This is a genomic window from Pectobacterium carotovorum, from assembly GCA_016415585.1.
Classification (GTDB): domain Bacteria; phylum Pseudomonadota; class Gammaproteobacteria; order Enterobacterales; family Enterobacteriaceae; genus Pectobacterium; species Pectobacterium carotovorum_K.
In genome coordinates this window covers 554,389-576,069 of sequence record CP066552.1, presented here as the reverse complement: position 1 = coordinate 576,069, position 21,681 = coordinate 554,389, and the positions used below count along the sequence as shown (strand labels likewise).

Below are 21,681 nucleotides of genomic sequence, written 5' to 3'. Positions count from 1 at the left end.
TTGACCCTCATCTTGACCCCCAAATCATCTGGATGTCAATGGACGAAGAAAGACCACTGTGGATAAAACAGACAAAATAGTTGAGAGGGAAATTAAATTAAAATCGTTATTTTACAGTAAGATATGGACGTCACTGGACGATTGCGGACATAAAAAAAGCCACCCTAAGGTGACTTAATTTTCATACTATGGTGCCGAAGGCCGGACTCGAACCGGCACATCTTTCGATGGTTGATTTTGAATCAACTGCGTCTACCGATTTCGCCACTTCGGCACAGAAGTAGTATGCGGAAAACGGGTGCATTATACCTTTTGACAGCCCACGCGCAACGTTAATCCACTCAGTGTTCGGTTAAGTGCTGAAAAAATCATCTCTAGCAACGTGTTATGACTTTTTTACCTTCAATATTGTGTGGTAATGGGTGTTGCCAAGGCGATTTGCCACGACCAATAAAAAAGCGCCGAGGGGTTATCCACTCGGCGCTTTCTCTGATTTATTAGATGCTATCGGCGTTTCAGTAGCAGCGCGACGCTGATGAACAGAAACAACGAGCTCGGCAAGATAGCCCCCAGGATCGGCGGGATACCATAGACTAAGCTAAGTGGGCGGAAAATCTCATTCAACAGGTAGAAGAGGAAGCCGAAGCTGATGCCTATCACGATACGTGAACCCGCAGACACGCTGCGCAATGGGCCGAAGATGAAAGAGACCGCCATGAGCATCATCACCGCGACCGAGATGGGTGCAAAGATTTTGCTCCACATGTTGAGTTGGTAGCGATTTGATTCCTGCCCGCTTTGTTTCAGGTATTTGGCGTAATTATGTAGCCCGCGTATCGACAGCGCATCTGGTTCCAGTGCCACCACGCCCAGCTTATCGGGCGTCAGGTTGGTTTTCCATTCGCCGCTGAGCGTCTGGCTGCCGCCAATCTGTTTGCTGTCGCTCAAATCGGATTCATCAACCTGTGAGAGCTTCCAAACATTCCGATCCTCTTCAAACTCGGCGGAGGCCGCATAGCGCACAGATAGCAGCTTGTTCTTATCGTCGAAGTGGTAGATGTTGACGCCAGACAGTTCTTTATCGCCCGTCACCCGTTCAATATAAATAAAGTCATTGCCGTCTTTTGCCCACAGTCCGCCCTGCGTAGAGATCATCGATCCACCGGAGATCATCTGAGAACGGTAATTACGCGCCATCTGTTCCCCTTGCGGAGAAACCCATTCGCCAATCGCCATCGTCAGCAGCACCAGCGGGATCGCGGTTTTCATCACGGCCGTCGCAATCTGCAAGCGGGTAAAGCCGGAAGCCTGCATCACTACTAGCTCACTACGCGTCGCAAGCTGGCCCAACCCAAGCAACGCGCCAAGCAGCGCCGCCATCGGAAAGAAAATCTCAATATCTTTGGGTACGCTGAGCAGCGTGTACAGCCCCGCCCCCAGCGCCGAATATTCGCCCTGCCCCACTTTACGCAGTTGGTCGACAAACTTGATGATGCCGGAGAGCGACACCAGCATGAACAGCGTCGTCATGATGGTGGTGAAAATCGTTTTGCCGATATAGCGGTCTAATACACCAAACATCAGGCCGCTCCTTGTGTGCTAAGCGTACGAGGCTTAAAGCGGGCGCGCACTTTGCGCATCGGCACGGTATCCCAGAGGTTAAGCATCACAGCGATACCGAAGTACGTCAGGTTGGTCAGCCAGATCCATACCATCGGATCGATTTTGCCTTTACTGGCGTTAGAACGCAGCGAGCTTTGCAACAGGAAGAAAATCAGATACAGCAGCATCGCGGGCAGCATACTCAGCACCCTCCCCTGACGTGGATTCACCACACTCAGCGGCACCACCATCAGCGCCATGATCAGTACCGAAATAATCAACGTCAGCCGCCAGTGGAACTCTGCACGTGCATCGTGCGCATCCGAATGCCACAGAGTCTGCATATCCATTTGCTGCACGTCACTATTATTTAGCGTCACGCTCTGGTGACCAATCACGGCCTGATAGTTGGTGAAATCCGTGATACGAAAATCACGCAGCAGCGCCGTGCCTTCATAACGCGAACCGTTATCCAGCGTCACAACCTGCGCACCGTCTTCGTTTTGCTTGATATGACCGCGATCGGCCACGACGACAGAAGGCCGTGCGTTACCGCTGGGGCGCAGCTGTGCCAGAAAGACGTGCTCAAACTCCGAGCCTTTGACATTGCCGACAAACAGCACCGCGTTGCCGCCCTGTGCAGACTGGAACTGCCCTTCTACCAGCGTTGCCATGCCGGGGTTTGCCTTCGCTTCCGCCAGCACTTCTTCCTGGTGCCGGGACGACCACGGGCTGAGCCACATGACGTTAATGGTTGCGACAATAGCAGTGAACACCGCCAGGACCAGCGCGGCTTTCAGCAACACGCGTTTGCCTAGCCCGCAGGCATGCATGACGGTGATCTCGCTTTCCGCATAGAGGCGGCCAAACGTCATCAATACGCCAAGAAACAGACTTAATGGCAGGATGAGCTGCACCATTTCTGGCACGCCCAATCCCAACAGGGAGATAACCAAATTTGTCGGGATTTCACCATCAACAGCGGCACCCAGTATCCGTACCAATTTCTGACAAAAGAAAATCAGTAACAGAATGAAAAGGATGGCCAGTTGGCTCTTAAAGGTTTCCCGTACCAGATATCGAATGATGATCACGCTTAATTACGCCTGTGAAAACTTGTCTTTTTGCAGGAAAATCGATAGTTTCTTCGCTAACGCGCCATTTATACTCATTTTTGGCTGCCCTCTTAGCTAAAACTGTATTACAACACACTGCGTTTGAGCTGTTGTATCAGAACCTGCTTATTAGTCACTAAAACAGGTTCGCTACGTCGTTAAGATTAACACAGGTTATGTTAACGCAACGGCGGGAAGTATTACGGAGTGTCACATTCTAGCCGTTGCCCCCGCCGTTGTCTTTAAGATTCAGGAGAGTACATGGAGTTCAGCGTAAAAAGCGGTAGCCCGGAAAAACAACGCAGTGCCTGCATTGTCGTCGGCGTGTTTGAACCGCGTCGTCTGTCCCCTATTGCCGAACAACTCGATAAAATCAGCGACGGCTACATCAGCGCGTTGCTTCGCCGTGGTGAATTAGAAGGCAAAGTGGGGCAATCACTGCTTTTGCACCATGTACCTAACATTCTTTCCGAGCGCATTCTGCTGATTGGTTGCGGTAAAGAGCGCGAACTTGATGAACGCCAGTACAAACAGGTGATTCAGAAGACGATCAACGCCCTGAACGAAACCGGCTCGATGGAAGCAGTCTGCTTCCTGACAGAGCTACACGTGAAAGGCCGTAACACGTACTGGAAAGTGCGTCAGGCGGTCGAAACCGCAAAAGAGACGCTGTATACCTTCGATCAGCTTAAGAGCAATAAGGTCGAGCTGCGCCGTCCATTGCGCAAAATGGTCTTCAACGTACCGACGCGCCGTGAGCTGACCAGCGGCGAGCGCGCTATTCAGCACGGTCTGGCGATTGCAGCGGGCATCAAAGCCGCGAAAGATCTCGGCAACATGCCACCGAATATCTGTAATGCCGCGTATCTGGCTTCGCAAGCGCGTCAACTGGCCGATACTTACAGCCAGAACATCATCACGCGCGTGATTGGCGAACAGCAGATGAAAGAGCTGGGCATGAATGCCTATCTGGCCGTGGGTCAGGGCTCGCAGAATGAATCGCTGATGTCCGTTATCGAATATAAAGGCGATCCGAACCCAGAAACCCGCCCGATTGTGCTGGTAGGTAAAGGGCTGACGTTCGATTCCGGCGGCATCTCCATCAAACCTGCCGACAGCATGGACGAAATGAAGTACGACATGTGCGGCGCGGCCACGGTCTACGGCGTGATGCGCATGGCGGCCGAACTGGCGCTGCCGTTGAATATTATCGGCGTGCTGGCGGGCTGTGAAAACATGGTCGATGGCCGTGCATACCGTCCGGGTGACGTGCTGACCACGATGTCCGGTCAAACGGTAGAAGTGCTGAACACCGATGCAGAAGGCCGTCTGGTCTTGTGTGATACGCTGACCTACGTTGAGCGTTATGAGCCGGACGTGGTGATTGACGTCGCGACGCTGACCGGCGCGTGCGTGATTGCGCTGGGGCACCACATCACCGGGCTGATGGCGAACCACAATCCGCTGGCGCACGAACTGTTGAGCGCGTCCGAGCAGTCTGGTGACCGCGCATGGCGTCTGCCGCTGACCGACGAATTCCAGGAACAGCTGGAATCCAATTTTGCCGATATGGCAAATATTGGTGGTCGTCCGGGCGGTGCGATTACCGCAGGCTGCTTCCTGTCGCGCTTTACGCGTAAGTACAGCTGGGCGCATCTGGATATCGCGGGTACTGCTTGGCGTTCAGGTAAAGCCAAAGGTGCAACGGGTCGTCCGGTCGCGCTGTTATCACAGTTCCTGCTTAACCGCGCCGGACAGAACGACGTAGAATAAGACTTTCACGTCAACGGCGATGACCAAAGCCAGCGATTGCCTTATCCTTATAAGGTAATTGTCTATCGGGCCGGATATTCCGGCCCTTATCAATAGTGTAAACAATGAAAAACGCAACGTTCTATCTTCTCGAACACGACAGCAAAAGCGGTGAGCTCAGCGCCCATGAGGCACTGGCATGCGATCTGGCGGCAGAACGTTGGCGAGCAGGAAAGCGCGTGCTGATTGCCTGTGAAGACGAGCAACAGGCCATCAGACTGGACGAGGCGCTGTGGCAGCGCGATCCCAACGCATTCGTGCCGCATAATCTGGCAGGCGAAGGGCCTCGTCACGGCGCACCAGTCGAACTGGCCTGGCCGCAGCGGCGTGGCAACGCGCCACGGGATCTGCTGATCAACCTATTGCCACAGTTCGCAGATTTTGCCACCGCTTTCCATGAAGTGATAGACTTTGTCCCTTACGAAGAATCCTTGAAACAGTTGGCGCGCGACCGCTATAAAACCTATCGCAGCGTCGGCTTCCAATTGACCACGGCTACGCCGCCAACTCACTGAATTTTGAGCATAATGGAAACGAAATATAACCCGCAAGATATCGAGCAGCCGCTCTACGAACACTGGGAAAAGCAAGGCTACTTCAAGCCACACGGCGACACGAGTAAAGAAAGCTTCAGCATCATGATCCCGCCGCCCAACGTCACCGGCAGCTTGCATATGGGTCATGCTTTCCAGCAAACCATTATGGATACGTTGATCCGCTATCAGCGCATGCAGGGCAAAAATACCCTGTGGCAGGCGGGTACTGACCACGCGGGTATCGCCACGCAAATGGTCGTTGAGCGCAAGATCGCCGCAGAAGAAGGCAAAACTCGCCACGATTACGGCCGCGAAGCGTTCATCGATAAAATCTGGCAGTGGAAAGGCGAATCCGGTGGCAATATTACCAATCAGATGCGCCGTCTGGGCAACTCCGTTGACTGGGAGCGCGAGCGCTTCACTATGGACGAAGGCCTGTCCAACGCGGTGAAAGAAGTATTCGTCCGTCTGTATAAAGAAGACCTGATTTACCGTGGCAAGCGTCTGGTGAACTGGGATCCGAAACTGCGCACCGCGATTTCCGATCTGGAAGTAGAAAACCGCGAAGTGAAAGGGTCGATGTGGCACCTGCGCTATCCGCTGGCTGATGGCGTGAAAACCGCCGACGGGAAAGACTATCTGGTTGTCGCGACCACCCGCCCAGAAACCGTGCTGGGTGATACCGGTGTCGCCGTTAACCCGGAAGATCCGCGTTATAAAGATCTGATCGGCAAAGAAGTGATCCTGCCGCTGGTTGGCCGTCGAATTCCGATCGTTGGCGACGAACATGCCGATATGGAAAAAGGCACCGGCTGTGTGAAGATCACGCCAGCTCACGACTTCAACGACTACGAAGTCGGTAAACGCCACCAGTTGCCGATGGTCAATATCCTGACGTTCGACGGTGATATCCGCCAGAGCGCTGAAATCTTTGATACCAATGGCGAAGCCAGCACCACTTGCAGCAGCGACATTCCCGAAGCCTTCCAGGGTCTGGAGCGTTTTGCCGCGCGTAAAGCGCTGGTCGCCGCATTCGATGAGCTCGGCCTGCTGGAAGAGATCAAAGCGCACGATCTGACCGTTCCTTACGGTGACCGTGGCGGTGTTGTGATTGAGCCGATGCTGACCGACCAGTGGTATGTGCGTGCTGCCGTGCTGGCTAAGCCAGCGGTGGAAGCGGTGGAAGATGGCCGCATCCAGTTCGTACCAAAACAGTACGAAAACATGTACTTCAGCTGGATGCGCGACATTCAGGACTGGTGTATCTCCCGTCAGTTGTGGTGGGGTCACCGCATTCCGGCCTGGTACGATGCCAATGGCAACGTCTATGTCGGTCGCACCGAAGCGGAAGTACGCAGTGAAAACAACCTCGCTGACGATGTCGTTCTGAATCAGGATGAAGACGTACTGGATACTTGGTTCTCATCTGGGCTGTGGACGTTCTCTACGCTGGGTTGGCCAGAACAAACGCCAGATCTGAAAGCTTTCCACCCAAGCAGTGTGATGGTCAGCGGCTTCGACATCATCTTCTTCTGGATTGCCCGCATGATCATGCTGACCATGCACTTCATCAAAGATGAAGACGGCAAACCACAGGTGCCATTCCATACCGTCTACATGACCGGCCTGATCCGTGATGATGAAGGCCAGAAGATGTCCAAATCCAAAGGGAACGTTATCGACCCGCTGGATATGGTGGACGGCATTTCGCTGGAAGCGCTGCTGGAAAAACGTACTGGCAACATGATGCAGCCGCAACTGGCGGAAAAAATCCGCAAGCGTACCGAGAAACAGTTCCCGAACGGCATCGAGCCTCACGGTACGGATGCCCTGCGCTTCACGCTGGCAGCACTGGCCTCTACCGGTCGCGATATCAACTGGGACATGAAGCGTCTGGAAGGTTACCGCAACTTCTGTAACAAGCTGTGGAACGCCAGCCGTTTTGTGCTGATGAACACCGAAGATCAGGATTGCGGCTTTGGCGCAGGCGAGAAAGTGCTGTCACTGGCCGACCGCTGGATTCTGGCAGAATTCAACCGTACGGTGAAAGCCTACCGCGAGGCGCTGGACGGCTATCGTTTTGATATTGCGGCCAACATTCTGTACGAATTCACCTGGAACCAGTTCTGCGACTGGTATCTGGAGCTGACAAAGCCTGTGATGAATGGCGGTTCAGAAGCGGAACTGCGCGGTACGCGTCACACGCTGGTTACTGTACTGGAAGCGTTGCTGCGTCTGGCACATCCGATTATTCCATTCATTACCGAAACCATCTGGCTACGCGTTAAAGCGCTGAAAGGCATTAGCGCCGACACGATCATGTTGCAGCCGTTCCCTGAGTTCGATGCCGCGCAGGAAGATACGCTGGCGCTGAACGATCTGGAGTGGATCAAGCAGGCGATTATCGCGGTGCGTAACATTCGCGCAGAAATGAACATCGCGCCGGGCAAACCGCTGGAAGTCTTACTGCGTGATGTCACTGCTGAAGCACAGCGTCGCGTGGAAGAGAACCGCAGCTTCATCCAAACGCTGGCGCGTCTGGAAAGCATTACGCTGCTGCCTGCGGGCGATAAAGGTCCGGTTTCCGTCACTAAACTCATTGATGGTGCCGAGCTGTTAATTCCGATGGCAGGCTTGATCGATAAAGCGGCAGAGCTGGATCGCCTGACGAAAGAAGTAGCGAAAATCGAAGCAGAGATTGAGCGCATCGAAAGCAAGCTGTCCAACGAAGGCTTTGTGGCTCGTGCACCGGAAGCGGTCGTCGCCAAAGAGCGCGAGAAGCTGGACGGTTACGCCGTAGCGAAAGCCAAACTGCTGGAGCAGCACGCGGTCATCGCTGCGCTGTAAGCGCTAACTGATTTCCAGCGGTAGTATGGTAATAACAAAGGCCTCGTTGCAAAACGGGGCTTTTTATTGCTAACTCAAAACCACGTCCTGTGGACGTGGTTATCGGCTTGGTTTTGGCTCTGCCTGTAAAAAAGTCACGCCAAAAACCTATTTATTGCTCAACAACGGATAGGGAAATAAATTCCCACGTGCTGTGACATTGCCAACACCATATTGTTTGGACACTTATCAACACAGAATAATTTAAAAACCAGAATCCAGCTCAATTTACGTGGATAAGATCAGCTGTAAGCATGGTGCTATTTGGTTCATGCAGCCGTTTTACGTTTTGGTTAAACTCGTTTCATGGTGTCGTTTATCTTGACCTTAGTCTTTTCTATAAAAGACGGTGTTGTTGTACTGAAAAACACTATAGAAACGATTTTTGATGGTTTTACTTTTTATGAGTGATTATTATTGAGTGTTTTTTAGTACGGTACTCAGTAGCTCGTCAAGCATAGGAAGCTGTGTTTATGAATAAAGTAAGTTCGGGAACTCATTCTAAGCTGCATTCCATTTGCTTCGTTGAAGATCGAGTGTGTCCCCGTATTGACAAGAAAATATCCTTCCTGAACGGTCAGTTGAAATCTGTTACAAATAGTAGTGATATATGCTTAAGCAAATTTGTCAAAAAAAGTAAGAATGACCATTGTAAACTCCTGAATGAATCTTTATTCAAAGATAATCATAATAAAACCTCACGATTACCCTATCAATCTCACGATGATGGGATATTTAAGATAAGAAATCATTTTTTAATAGGAAAAAATATATATAGTTGGGTAGCACCTATCTCTTATTTGCGGGAGATCAATCCTGGTTGTTATTTGATTATAAAGGATACATTAAATAATTCTAAAAAAATATGTAATATGGCAATGATCAACATGCAAAATCTCTCACATCTCGAACTTACTGAGTTTTATAAGAGAAAAATAGGACTAATCATTGATAAGTCTGATGCTCAAATTCTAGCTGAAAGTGTCGTGAAATTGAATTCTGCTGTTGATTTTTTTTGTTCTAAAATGGACGATGAATTTATATTTTCCAGAGATATGTATCCAGATGAAAGTTTGGCATCTTACTCTAGCTTAACAAAGAAAATCATTATCTATAACTCCATTTTTAAAGCTGATAGCGCAACAATTTCGCATATTTTCCTTCATGAAATATCACATTCATTAGGTTCTAAAGATTATTTTTATCATAGAACGCCAAAGCTATCTATAACTAGAGATAATGAAAGACTACATGATATGAGTACTTTTGATGCATTAAATAAGAAAACCATCGATCTGTCTATAAGTGCTAATGGTAGTTTTTTAAATTTTAATAAATATACATTCGGCCCATCATTTTACAAAGATGATGAAGTCATAAAAATGAATTTAAATCCAAAAAATTTACATTTTGAGTCATTTAAGATGTTTTTGAATAATAAATCTAAATTGAAAAAAATGGCTTTTTCTAATGCAGACACAAATGCAGTCTTTATATTACAGCTCGCAGGGTTTGGCATTCCTGATATGAAAAAAATGAATAAATTATCAAAATTAATTAAGAACGTAGACACAAAGTCACAATTCCTGAATATAGCAGACATTCAATCATTTTTTGACGAAAAAGGTAGGGGGAAAGAAGGGGCATGTTTTGGTGATACCGAATAAAGATAATCCGTTATTTTAATAGAATACTGTAGTTATAACAATGCTTAAAAATTTACAGCAAAGATCTTAGTAACGTTAAAATCGGCAATAATTTTGTTAGAGGATTATTAAGCATAAAATTTTTATGTATCAGTTTATATTTTTAGATATTGAATAAAATCATTATGTTATTAATCAATAAAGGAAAATATTAAATAGGCGTTCCCAACACACTTCAAGTTACATATGTGTTGGCTAAAAATCGCTTACCTGAATAAATTCATTAAGATGAAAGGAGATACATCCTGCTGCCGAAGGCTAGCTATTGGCTGGTCAAACTCTTTCCCGAAAAATTTACCTTTATACCTCGTTGAATCCCCATCTCATTGACCAATAACAAAGTTACACTGGCCTTACGTTCTTTATAATCAAGCCTGTTTCTCTTCTCACTGGTGTGGACGCATGACTTACCAACTTAATCTTAACTGGCCTGAATTCTTAGAAAAATACTGGCAAAAAAAACCTGTTGTATTGAAGAACGCTTTCCCGAATTTTGTCGATCCAATTACGCCGGATGAGCTGGCGGGTCTGGCGATGGAGCCGGAGGTCGATAGCCGTTTGGTCAGCCATAAAAATGGTCAGTGGCAGGCCAGCAACGGGCCGTTTGAGCATTTTGATAACTTGGGTGAAACGGGTTGGTCGCTGCTGGCTCAGGCGGTGAATCACTGGCATGCGCCATCTGCTGAACTCGTGAGTCCGTTCCGTGTGTTGCCGGACTGGCGTTTAGATGACCTGATGATCTCCTTTTCCGTACCGGGCGGCGGCGTGGGTCCGCATATCGATCAGTATGATGTCTTTATCATTCAGGGGATGGGCAGCCGTCGTTGGCGTGTGGGTGACAAGCTGCCGATGCGTCAGTTCTGCTCGCATCCTGCGTTGCTGCATGTCGATCCCTTCCCGCCAATTATTGATGAAGATCTTGAACCGGGCGACATCCTCTATATTCCACCAGGCTTCCCGCACGATGGCTTCACTCACGAAACCGCGCTCAACTACTCAGTAGGATTCCGTGGACCGAACGGCAGAGACTTAATTAGCAGCTTCGCTGACTACGTGCTGGAAAACGATCTCGGCGGTGAGCACTATAGCGACCCTGATTTAACCTGTCGGGAGCATCCGGGGCGGGTTGAAGCCTATGAGCTTGACCGTCTGCGCGAGATGATGAACGATGTGATTAATCAGCCGGAAGCGCTTAAAGAGTGGTTCGGCCGCTTTGTAACAACACCGCGCCATGAGCTGGATATCGCTCCCGCAGAGCCGCCTTACGAGCAAGATGAGGTGGTGGGCGCACTGATGGACGGCGGAGTGTTGACACGCCTGAGCGGACTGCGGGTGCTGGAAGTTGGCGATAGCTACTTCATCAACAGCGAACGCTTGGACACAGTCGATCCGAAAGCGGCTGATGCGTTATGTCGTTATACCGTTCTCGGTAAACAAGAGCTGGGCAAGGCGTTAGAGAACCCGGCTTTTGTGGCTGAACTAACCGCGCTGGTTAATCAGGGTTATTGGTTCTTCGACGAATAACTCCTCTTCTCAGTAGCGGCTTCCGAACACATATTGCATAGCATGCTCCGGGAGCCGCACATTACCATTCGAATGATTCGCTGTATCAAAAGCGTATAGGTCCACCCTGTTAACATTCGACTACCAGCCCGATGTCAGTCGCGCCAATGTGAAGATCGCAATAGCGTTGGCTTACTTTTACCAAAAAATTAGCTAGTTATTGAGCTTTCTAATAAAAGCATCAGTAATAAATAATTGAGCTATCTTTTAGGGTGATACCAAATCAAATAACTCTGGAGAGATGTAATGTTCCGTTTGCCTAAGATAAAACAAAAACTCTTAACGTTATTTTTTGTCATATCTGCCGGTATGATGGCTCAGTTTTCTTTCGCAAACACGAAAGCACCGGGCACCTTGATAGAAAAAACGGCGTTGGATGAGAAAAATGGCCTACAGGAAGCGGCGGAACAATATCTGATCCGGTATCGCTCTCTGAGTGGGGTAGATGGTAAAAGCCTACGGGAAGACACCGGTGCCGTTTTCATCCCGAAAGGTGAAATGCCAAAAGGGGGTTGGCCGGTTGTGGTATGGACACATGGGACGGTTGGCGTGGGAACCTCCTGCGCACCGTCTCTCAATCCGCGTTCAGAACGGGATGTGCAGTATCTGAATACCTGGCTGTCACTGGGGTTTGCGATTGTAGCACCGGATTATGCAGGGCTAGGATCTACTGGGCTGCATCACTACCTTAATGCCCGAGGGGAAGCATGGAGCGTGTTGGATAGTGTGAAAGCCGCGCTTAGCACCTTCCCACTGCGTAATCAATTGACTCTGGTCGGGCAGTCGCAGGGGGCGCACGCGGCCTTTGCGACAGCAGGCTATCAGCCAGATTATGCGCCGAATCTGCATATCGTATCGACCGTACTAACTGGCACGCCCTATTTTGATGACAAAACCTCTGCGGCAGCGCTTTTTGCCGGAGAAAGCGGTGTAAAAGAGGGCGGCGATCCTAAGATTCCTTATGTGATGTATATCTATCTGTCGGCAGCCGATACAAAAAAGGGGCTGAATGCCGATGATTACTTCACGCCGAAAGCCGCTGCTGTTGTCGCTGACGCACGTACAATGTGTATCGGCGAGCTGACACAAAAGGTGATGGCCGAAGGGCTAAATGCCGGGAATAGCCTTAAGCCTGCAATTCAGAAATTACTGGATAGCCAAACCGCGAGTTTACGCTATAACACACTAAACATTAACCAACCGGTTTTTATCGGGATTGGAACCAGCGACATCAATGTGCCTACTGCTATGCAGCGCCACTTTGCAAGTGACGTCGTTGGTGCAGGAACATCAGCAGATGTATATGAATACAAAGGCATGAGCCACAGCGAAACGGTTAACGTTTCACTGCGTGATTCTGTTCCCTTTGTGTTGAAAAACTTGCGGGCCGATACAACAAAACCTTAAACCTCTTGTGTCCCGGTGTGTCTGCCGGGACATTAATTTACCAACGTTCAGCGTGCGGCCTGATGTTCTCTACGATATTGCCGCTGCCGATACCCTAGCATTCCCCACGCCAGTAGCCCGTATAGCGCAGCAAGCATCCATAAATGCCACCAAAATGCGCTAACCTGGGAAAAATCGGCTCCCATCTGATTAAGACGCAATATTCCCTGAATGGTGAAGACAGCGGGCACCCACTGTGCAAACCAGTTCAGAGGCGCAGGAATCATCTCCACAGGCCAAATGAAGCCGGATAGAAACACGATAGGGATGGAAGACAGCAGCACCGCCTGGCTGGGAAGATCTTTGCGCATAAAAGCACTTCCCAACGCCACACCAAGCCACAGCGTAGCCAGCAGAAAGGGCAGCGCAAACAGAAGCAGTTGGCTCATTTTCGCTTCACGTGCGATGCCGTAGGCATCGAGACAAAAACCAAGCATGTAGAGTAACGAGAGCTGGTAGGCTCCACCAACGATTATTGTGCGAGCCAGAAGCAAACGCCACGGTGTCGCATATTGCCAATAGCGAACGGCTCCTGACTGTGCTCGCTGATTCTGCCCTGCGCCAAGCAGGCCGCATCCCATTAATAAAATCTGGTGCAGTATCAACATGAAAACACCGGGAACCACATAGTTGATATAGCCCATGGTCGGGTTGAATACTGGGACAACATTCAGGGATGCAGCCTGCCATTGCGCACTGGCAGCAGGTATGCCTTCCCCCTGAGTAAGCAGCCGTGCGACTTTAATCTGCGCCCCCACAGTGCCACCGACCGTCGCCAGAGACTGCGCGATTGCACCGTAGATCAGGAAGTAGCTGGCGTCTGCTGAATAGCTTACAGTGACACTTTTTCCCTGCATGATATCGCGATAGAAGTGACGGGGAATGTAGAGAATGCCTTTTACTTCGCCATGCAGAAGCAACGCTTTTGCTTCATCCAACGAATTGCGCTGTGCCACCAACTGTATCTCTGGCGTAGAGTCAGCCATAAATGCCAGACGGCGCGAGAGCTGGGTGCCATCCTCATCGACCAGCACTACCGGCAGTTCGCGCGGCGTTTGAGCAAGGTAAGGTCGCGGATAGAGAAAGGAATAGAGCAGAATGCCGCCAAATAGAGTGAGCAGGATTGTCGGATCTCTCAGCACACTACGCAACTCAAACCGGATGATGTCGGTAAAGGTCAGCATGTCGCCTCCTTGTCACTGGATCGGTAGCGCCAGAGGGTGAGCGGTAGCAGCAGCCAGAATAAAGCAAGTGCCGCCAGAGCGGGCGCGATCTGAACAATTCCGGCACCGTAGCTGGTGATGGCAATCGCGATATCACCGTAATGGGCGACGGGCAGCAGCTGTCGCCAGAATGTAGCGAAGGTCTCCATTGCCGAGGCCGGAAAGGTGATGCCCATGAACGCCAGTCCGGGGGCCATTAACGCCCCAACGATAGAGACGGCACGTGCCGGGTCGCGAATCAGCGCATAGAAAGCCATGCCCAATGCAACGCAGGCACCTGCTGTCATGCCGATTGAGACAAATAGCAATAATGGCGAGCCGTTAAGCGGATAACCAAGCAGGCTATACAGTGCATAGCTCCAGATCCCGCCCCATACCCAGCCGATCAACCAGTGTGTCAGGAATTTAGCACTGATGATCGCAGTATAGTTCTCTGGCACCCAGTGCACTCCATGGCGATCCTCCCGAGCCAGCGTATTCAGGCCATATAGCGCGAGCAAAATTGACCAAATCGAGGGGATAATCGCGTTCAGCAAAAACTGGGCGTAGTTGGAGTTTTGGTTAAACAACGCGCTAGTCTGCCCACCAACCGGCACTGCCAGCCCTTTGGCTTCAGGCATGGCCGCCCCTTGAGACAATGCCTGTACCACGGCGATCTGCCCGTTGAATGTTCCTGCCACCAGCGCCAGCGAGCTGTTAATGACTTTTGCAACCAAAACGAATTGCCCGTTATTCCATGCGGTGATGGTTGGTAACGTTCCCTGGCGGATATCGCGCTCAAAGTGGCGTGGGATCACCACCAGCGCGTAGATCTCCCCACCGCGTAATGACATTGCGCCTTCTGCCACCGCTGAGAACTCATGGTTCAGGTTGAAAGAGGGCGAAGCATGTAGTTCTCTGGCAAACTGGCGCGACATCGTGCTGTTATCCAGATCGATCAGGCCGATGGGAAGTTCACGAACAATCGCCCCAGATAGCGTCCACCAGGTAATCAACATTGTGACAAGTGGCAACCAGAGCGCTAAAGCCATTCCCCAGCGGTCACGCCACAACGCCCTCCATTCGTGCATCATCACATTTCTACCAGCGCGCTCATGCCAACGCGCAGACCGTTAATTGGCTGAATCGGACGCGCTTCTACTTCAAATGTCCGCATATCAAATCCTTGTCGGGTGTCCGTTGCTCGCCATGTGGCGAACTCCCCCATGACGGAAACGTAAGACACCTTAAATCGGAATGTCTGATTGTTTAGCGCTGGGATACTCGCTTCAAATTCGGTGCCCATCGCAAAACGCTCAAGAAGATCTTCGCGTACCGCCAGTTGGATCCAGATGTCGCTCATATCCAGTAGCGTGACCACAGGAAAGCCCTGCGGCGCAATTTCGCCGCTGCGCAGCAGCACATTGCTGACCTCGCCAGTGTGTGGGCTGACGACGCGTGCTTCTGCCAGATAGGCTTCCACCTCAGCAACAGAGCCAGCAGCCATGCGGACTTTTTCCTCTGCGGCCACCCGCGTTTCTTTCCGCGTACCTTCCAATGCCATTTGGTATTCTTGCCACGCCATCCCCTCGGTATAGCGTGCGGCCTCCCATGAGGCTTTCGCTTCATCCCGTTTTTGCAGCGGCAGCACACCTTCCTGATAGAGGTTTTGCACGCGTAGATAGGTCTTATGGCTTAGCTCGGAACCGGCTTTAGCTTTTTGCCACTGATCTTTTGCGGCGGCGATTTGCTGTTCACGCGCGCCTTTTTGAGCTTCCAGCGCAACGGCCCCCGCTGCGGCCTCACCCGCTTTCGCCTGCTCCAGCTTCGCGTCCAGTTCCGGCGTCAGGAGAGTGAAGACAAGCTCACCCACGTCTAGTTGCTGACCTTTTTGTACCTGCACGTCTGCGATACGGCCTGCCACTTTTGAAGATACCGAGTACTGCTGTGCTTCGATTTGCCCCTGTAAACGTATTGGTTCGGGCTGATAGGCAAGCCAGAAGCGATAAGCGACCCAGACAACCACAATCAGCAGGACGGCCTGAAGGAGCCATTTGCGCGTTGAACGTGAAGAGGGCTGGTGTGGTTGTGTCATGGCATCACCTGTATGGCATAGTGGATCTGATAGTCAGCGAAGCGGTTTATCTGGCCGGAAATGGCCATTAATCTGGCGATGGAAACCACGTAGCGATAGGCTGCGGAAGCGCGCTGTGTTTTGGCTCCGGCGAGCTGATTCAGCGCATCGACGACGTCCAGCGAGGTCGACATCCCCTGCATAAACGCCTTGTTGCGTAACCGGACGTTCTCTTCGGCCAGCTTTTCCGTCGAAGACAGAGAATTGAACTCTTCCAGCGCTAGTCGAGCTTCTCTCCATGTGCTCTCGACCATTATTTCAAGATTTTGCCGCATATCGGCTTCCAGATGGTTAACCTGCATTTCTGCGCTTTTGGCGGCAGCGATATTGTCAGAACGGCCTTCACGGCTGATGAGCGGGACGGAAACGCCGACGCCCACCATCCAGTCCGGTGTGGTTCTGGCGGCCAGCGTGTCCTGTTCATAGAGTTGATAATTGCCGAACAGAAAGACGTCGGGGGCGTATTTAGCACGTTCAATACGGATAAGATCCTTGGCCTGATCGCGCTTGGCAGAGAGTACCTTTAGTCCAGGGTGTGTATTGAGAGTTTGTTTCACCAAGGCGGGCAGTTCGGGCAGCATTTTGTTGACGAACAGCGAAGAAGACGGCGTTGCGCCTTCGGTCTTGATCAACTTCGCGAAGACCATTTCGGTCGTCTCCATACTGCGCCGCGCTTTTTGTGTCTCAATACGCGCCATGTCGTAAGCGGATTGGGCAGACAACACCTCGACTCTGGCGATTTGGCCTTGAGCCTCCAACTTACGGGCGTGCTCATAGTGCTGCGCCATGCCTTTTTCTATATCCTGACGCGTCTTCATCACCTGATGTGCCATCACTACGCCGTAGTAAGTCTGTGCCAGCGCCTCAAACTGAGCCAGCGTGCGGACAATGAGCATCTGCTCCGCCTCATTCACCTGCGCAGCCCGAATTGACTGCGCAGCATCAATCCGGCCTCCGGTGAATAACGGCCAGACGACCTGAACGGAGCTAGTGACCACATTTTGTTCTGTGAAACGGGTGACGAAGGGATTGCCGTTGATATTAATCAGCTGATTTAGCGCAGCGAAAATGTCCCGGTGATTAGACAGTGGGTTTAAGTCACGCGCATCCAGTTCGACAGGTTTATCAAGCCGCGTATAGTTTGCGCCTACGTTGACTTGCGGCCAATAAAGTCCTTTGGCGGATTCTTTCAAAAACTGTGCGCGATCGACCCCAGCGTGTTCAGCAGCAATGCTGTCATCACTTTGTAGCAGGCGAACCCAAGCCTGATTAAACGAGATAGTTTGCCCAAATGCCGTGGACGACCAGCACAGCAACAATAGCAACGCGACGGGGAAATAAGTCAAAATCTGGATTTTTCCGTGTGTTATTTGAGGCATGCTTGATGAAATCATCCTTTTACCCAAATACCGCCAAATTGATAAAAATAAGCCTTCTGAAAGAAGCACAAGGCTTGTCCGTTTGCACATTGTGGGAAAAACAAGTCTAACGTCAGGTAAACAAACCGCGTATTGCAGGTAATGTGTCCCATATTATTTTTGTGATGATCTAGTTTTGGTCTAAATTCTCAATTATTCAAATAATATAAGGGGTTGAATTGGAAATTTATTTTTAGGGGGGAGGCGCAATGAGGAATATGCCGCAGTATATCTGCGATGCCAGTATTTAAGTGGGCAACAATAACATCGCCACACCATAAATCGTGGGCAAAAAAGGCCCGAAATTTCCTTCGGGCCAGCGAGGCAGAAAACGAAAATTATACGGCTTCGTTTTCGTCAGTATAACGTTTGGCTTTGTAAGCTGGGTGCATCAGGTTCTGGATGGAGAAAATGTCGTCCAACTGTTCTTCGGTCAGCAGGCCGCGCTCCAGTACCACTTCACGTACGCTCTTACCGGTTTCGGCACAGATTTTCCCAACGATATCGCCGTTGTGGTGGCCAATGAATGGGTTCAGGTAGGTCACGATACCGATAGAGTTGAAGACGTAAGCTTCACACACTTCTTTGTTAGCAGTAATGCCGTTGACGCATTTTTCCAGCAGGTTATAGCAGGCATTAGACAGAATCTGGATAGATTCGAACATGGCCTGTCCGATAACCGGTTCCATCACGTTCAGCTGCAACTGACCCGCTTCTGCCGCCATGGTGACGCAGGTATCGTTACCGATGACTTTAAAGCACACCTGATTGACCACTTCTGGTACGACAGGGTTAACTTTGGCTGGCATGATGGACGATCCCGCCTGCAGTTCCGGCAGGTTGATTTCGTTCAGGCCAGTGCGCGGGCCGGAAGACAACAGGCGCAGGTCGTTACAGACCTTCGACATTTTAACCGCGACGCGTTTCAGGGCGCTGTGCATCATCACGTAAGCACCGCAGTCGGAAGTGGCTTCGATCAGGTCTTCAGCGGGTACGCAAGGCAAGCCGCTGACTTTCGCCAGATGTTGAACGGCCAGTTTCTGGTACTCATCCGGCGTATTTAGGCGCGTCCCGATGGCGGTAGCGCCAAGGTTCACTTCCAGCAGCAGTTCAGCAGTGCGCAGCAGGTTACGATTTTCTTCTTTCAGCAGCACGTTGAACGCGTGGAATTCCTGACCGAGCGTCATCGGTACGGCGTCCTGCAACTGGGTACGGCCCATTTTCAGAATGTTTTCGAACTCTTTCGCTTTGCGCTCAAAGCCATCACTCAACTGGGTAATCGCTTCGACCAATTTCAGGATGGAGGTGTACACTGCAATACGGAAGCCAGTCGGATAGGCATCGTTGGTGGACTGGCATTTGTTCAGATGGTCGTTCGGGTTCAGGTATTGGTATTCACCTTTCTGGTGACCCATCAGTTCCAAACCGATATTCGCCAGCACTTCGTTGGTGTTCATGTTGACTGACGTACCCGCACCACCCTGATAGACATCGACAGGGAATTGATCCAGGCATTTACCGTTATTCAGTACTTCATCACAGGCTTGCAGGATGGTATCGGCAATTTTACGTGGGATAGTTTGTAATTCTTTGTTTGCCAGCGCGGCTGCTTTTTTTACCATGACCATGGCACGAACGAATTCTGGAATATCGCTGATGGTACTATTGCTGATATAAAAGTTTTCAATCGCACGCAGCGTATGGATACCATAATACGCATCAGCAGGAACTTCACGGGTGCCTAACAGGTCTTCTTCAATACGGATATTCGTTGACATGGTTCCTCTTCCTTTTTTCTTGTTCGATGTACATAGCATCGTTTTCAATATTAAAACTATGATTTTTTAGGGTTTGTCTTTCCTGGTTTTTGATTTTCAGGTAACACCAACCCATCACGATTTTGATAAAATCATGACTAAAAAGCGTTCTCGGGGAGACGAACATTGAATTAGCATCGTTAAATAGCTATTGGTGAATATATTCCTCCATTTTTCTGTCTCCCAATCGTTAATAGTTATACCCGTCATACTTCAAGCTGCATGTGCGTTGGCTTCGGGGTCAGCGCAAGCGCTGTTCAAAAACGCCTCGCCGTTTTTGTCCTGCAACTCGAATTATTTAGGGTATATCCCTAATGGCTATTCCGTATTATCCGGGCTGATCTCAACCAGCTTTTCTATCCCACGGTTTAGCGTTTTCAGCTTCGGAATAAATACGGTTTTAATAATGTCATGTGTGACATCACATGCTTCTTCAAAGAATGCGCTGTATTCATCACGATGCCCGACAATATAAAGCGAGCGCTTGATATTCACTGGTTCCGGCATATGCGTTAGCACCTCGCGGGAATGTGCAACGGATTGCAGGAAACTGAGCGGGGTGGTTACCGCCCAACCGATACCTGCCGCCACCATCGACGTTAAGGTATCCGCATTATCAAATTCGAGCATGTTCGGCACGCGGATATCAATACGGCGCAGATAACGCTCAATCTGCATCCCAATCTGCGAGTTCCGGTTAAAGCGCACCAGCGGCAGTGCGGTGGAAAGCTCGCGAATATCCTCAACCGTTTTGATGCGTTTGCGGTAATCCGGCGGCGTAATGATGAAGTAGCCTTCGGAAAACAGCTGATGACGCACCACGCTATCGCTGTCGATCAACGGATCGCTGGTAACGATCAGATCCAGCTCGCGGCGCATTAACGCTTCTCCCTGCTGCGGGCTAAGCCCGGTGCGAATCAGCAACTGCGATGAACTCTTCATCAAACTCTTGGTAAACACCGAACCACAGGTGATGGCAAAGGAATCGACCAAGCCGATACGCAAGTCGGGTTTGATCCCTTTTCCCGCCTCCAACACCTGTGCCTTCAGGTTTGCGATCTCCTCCGTCAGGATTTCTCCACGGTTTTTCAACGCAATGCCGTAGGGCGTCAGGACAAAGGGGCGGCGGGCCCGGTTAACCAATTTGACGCCAAAATCTTCTTCCAATAACCGAATCGTCTGCGAAATGGCAGAAGGTGTCAGGCCTAACCGTGCGGCTGCTGCCGTCATGCTACCTGCTTCCGCCATCGTCACAAAAACATAGACGGCGTACATATCGATCGATTTATTGGCGGACACTGTGCGTTTAACCATGTGAGTTTGCCTGCGCTGCTAGGTGAATGTCGTCGAAATATGAAGCGTTAGTCTATCTCATCTCGCTGACTACGACCTCGCTAACTGGTGTCAGAATAGTCGGCTAACTTCAGAAAAAATACAGGTCGCGTCACTAATTAATTTTTTCTTATTTTTAGCTTTAGCGGATCTGAAGGTGATGCGTGAAGAGAGCTTGGGCACTGCCTGTCAGAGTAATTCTGCTTTGCTGATGTTATTTCCTCCCCTTGTACAGGGGAGGGCTGGGGTAGGGTAAAAAATCATAACCCTAAATTTCATAACGTATTGTTTTTACTGCGTGGTAAGACGTGCATCATCCACTGCTGTTGCTGTACGCACATGGCGTTCCGCCTGTTCGCATATTTCCAGTAGCGCGGGAATCAGGTGCGCGGTGGCGTTGAGGCAGGCGCCGAGCTGGCTGAGGCTTTCTTGTGGCAGTTCAACGTCATTTTGCAGCGTATCGCCGAGGTAATGCAGGCCGTAGCACAGGCCTTCAACCGATTCGGCGGCAATCGCGCCGAGGTCACAGAGCTGAACGTCATCTAACTGCGCGAAAGGCAGGCTGGCGATCAGATCGCGGAAAATGGTAATGGTGCTGTCTGCAGGTGTGGCGTGAGTGTCCGTCATGGTCATTTTGTCCTTGAGATAATTAAGTTCGCCACCACACAAGGTTCCAAATTCGGGTGGTGACACAGACAGGATTGGAACCCCGGCTCTCAAGAAGACCGGTCAACCTTGCGGTTGCCCTGCCTGCGTCACCGTAAAGAGTGTGCACGCAGCCCCTGAAAAAACAAAGTGTTTTTCAGTCTTGAGAGGTTCGGGGTTCCAAGCCCGGCTGCGGATGTTGCCGCAGCACAGAGACTCTATTCCAATGGCAAAAAACGTGAAATAGGGTGGATGGATTTACAGTGGAATTACAGCGGGTTTTGGAATGGTGTTCGCAGAAGTAGCTTTGGTTTTGGAAATGGGCAGGATTGTTCTTTTATTTTAATTGACTATAGTGAAAAATATTACGGTGTTTGCAAAAATGACGGCAGGGGATTTTTTGAAAAAACTCGTATTTGTTAACGATGCTACTGATTGAATTGCATGAAAAGTCATCGGTGCGTTCA

The 21,681-nt window shown here is 50.4% G+C and carries 16 protein-coding genes and 1 tRNA gene; 7 read left to right on the top strand and 10 right to left on the bottom strand.

From position 1 onward, the window contains the following. Window positions 1–189: 189 nt before the first annotated feature. The 3 genes from JFY74_02605 to lptF all read right to left on the bottom strand — a co-directional run bounded on the left by JFY74_02605 (window position 190) and on the right by lptF (window position 2,696). Window positions 190–274, bottom strand: a tRNA-Leu gene (locus JFY74_02605). Between the two features lie 230 nt (window positions 275–504). Further along, window positions 505–1,581, bottom strand: a complete 1,077-nt coding sequence (gene lptG / locus JFY74_02600; protein QQG28980.1) for an LPS export ABC transporter permease LptG — start codon at window positions 1,579–1,581, stop codon at window positions 505–507. Then, window positions 1,581–2,696, bottom strand: coding sequence for an LPS export ABC transporter permease LptF (gene lptF / locus JFY74_02595; GenBank protein ID QQG28979.1), 1,116 nt, complete (start codon window positions 2,694–2,696; stop codon window positions 1,581–1,583). Before lptF ends, lptG begins: the two co-directional genes overlap by 1 nt. Window positions 2,697–2,978: 282 nt before the next feature. Between lptF and pepA the strand changes: the two genes are divergently transcribed. The 6 genes from pepA (at window position 2,979) to JFY74_02565 (ending at window position 12,627) form a co-directional block, all read left to right on the top strand. Next, window positions 2,979–4,490 (top strand): leucyl aminopeptidase, encoded by a 1,512-nt coding sequence (gene pepA / locus JFY74_02590; GenBank protein QQG28978.1) that lies wholly within the window; start codon window positions 2,979–2,981, stop codon window positions 4,488–4,490. A gap of 104 nt (window positions 4,491–4,594) precedes the next feature. Next, a complete protein-coding gene (locus JFY74_02585; GenBank protein ID QQG28977.1) occupies window positions 4,595–5,044 on the top strand; it encodes a DNA polymerase III subunit chi in 450 nt (149 codons plus the stop codon). A gap of 12 nt (window positions 5,045–5,056) precedes the next feature. After that, window positions 5,057–7,912, top strand: a complete 2,856-nt coding sequence (locus JFY74_02580; GenBank protein QQG28976.1) for a valine--tRNA ligase — start codon at window positions 5,057–5,059, stop codon at window positions 7,910–7,912. A gap of 512 nt (window positions 7,913–8,424) precedes the next feature. Then, window positions 8,425–9,618 (top strand): hypothetical protein, encoded by a 1,194-nt coding sequence (locus JFY74_02575; protein ID QQG28975.1) that lies wholly within the window; start codon window positions 8,425–8,427, stop codon window positions 9,616–9,618. A gap of 441 nt (window positions 9,619–10,059) precedes the next feature. Next, on the top strand, window positions 10,060–11,181 hold the full coding sequence (locus JFY74_02570) for a cupin domain-containing protein (protein ID QQG28974.1): 1,122 nt from the start codon (window positions 10,060–10,062) through the stop codon (window positions 11,179–11,181). A 285-nt stretch (window positions 11,182–11,466) separates the two neighbouring features. Beyond that, window positions 11,467–12,627: an alpha/beta hydrolase gene (locus JFY74_02565; GenBank protein QQG28973.1), complete on the top strand. Its 1,161-nt coding sequence runs from the start codon at window positions 11,467–11,469 to the stop codon at window positions 12,625–12,627. 47 nt (window positions 12,628–12,674) lie between these two features. On the opposite strand, the gene JFY74_02560 is transcribed toward JFY74_02565, so the two are convergent. The 7 genes from JFY74_02560 to JFY74_02530 all read right to left on the bottom strand — a co-directional run bounded on the left by JFY74_02560 (window position 12,675) and on the right by JFY74_02530 (window position 21,196). Beyond that, window positions 12,675–13,850 (bottom strand): ABC transporter permease, encoded by a 1,176-nt coding sequence (locus JFY74_02560; GenBank protein QQG28972.1) that lies wholly within the window; start codon window positions 13,848–13,850, stop codon window positions 12,675–12,677. After that, window positions 13,844–14,962 carry an ABC transporter permease gene (locus JFY74_02555; protein QQG28971.1) on the bottom strand — a complete coding sequence of 373 codons (1,119 nt, stop codon included), beginning with the start codon at window positions 14,960–14,962 and terminating at the stop codon, window positions 13,844–13,846. Before JFY74_02555 ends, JFY74_02560 begins: the two co-directional genes overlap by 7 nt. Continuing rightward, window positions 14,962–15,963, bottom strand: coding sequence for an efflux RND transporter periplasmic adaptor subunit (locus JFY74_02550; GenBank protein ID QQG28970.1), 1,002 nt, complete (start codon window positions 15,961–15,963; stop codon window positions 14,962–14,964). The genes JFY74_02555 and JFY74_02550 overlap by 1 nt, the downstream gene beginning before the upstream one ends. Then, complete coding sequence (locus JFY74_02545) at window positions 15,960–17,381, bottom strand: TolC family protein (protein QQG28969.1); 1,422 nt, start codon at window positions 17,379–17,381, stop codon at window positions 15,960–15,962. The genes JFY74_02550 and JFY74_02545 overlap by 4 nt, the downstream gene beginning before the upstream one ends. 377 nt (window positions 17,382–17,758) lie before the next feature. Continuing rightward, window positions 17,759–19,198: an aspartate ammonia-lyase gene (gene aspA, locus JFY74_02540; GenBank protein QQG28968.1), complete on the bottom strand. Its 1,440-nt coding sequence runs from the start codon at window positions 19,196–19,198 to the stop codon at window positions 17,759–17,761. 357 nt (window positions 19,199–19,555) lie between these two features. Then, window positions 19,556–20,551 carry a LysR family transcriptional regulator gene (locus JFY74_02535; GenBank protein QQG28967.1) on the bottom strand — a complete coding sequence of 332 codons (996 nt, stop codon included), beginning with the start codon at window positions 20,549–20,551 and terminating at the stop codon, window positions 19,556–19,558. 309 nt (window positions 20,552–20,860) lie between these two features. Continuing rightward, a complete protein-coding gene (locus JFY74_02530; protein QQG28966.1) occupies window positions 20,861–21,196 on the bottom strand; it encodes a hypothetical protein in 336 nt (111 codons plus the stop codon). A gap of 168 nt (window positions 21,197–21,364) precedes the next feature. Between JFY74_02530 and JFY74_02525 the strand changes: the two genes are divergently transcribed. Then, complete coding sequence (locus JFY74_02525) at window positions 21,365–21,637, top strand: hypothetical protein (GenBank protein ID QQG28965.1); 273 nt, start codon at window positions 21,365–21,367, stop codon at window positions 21,635–21,637. Window positions 21,638–21,681: the final 44 nt, after the last annotated feature.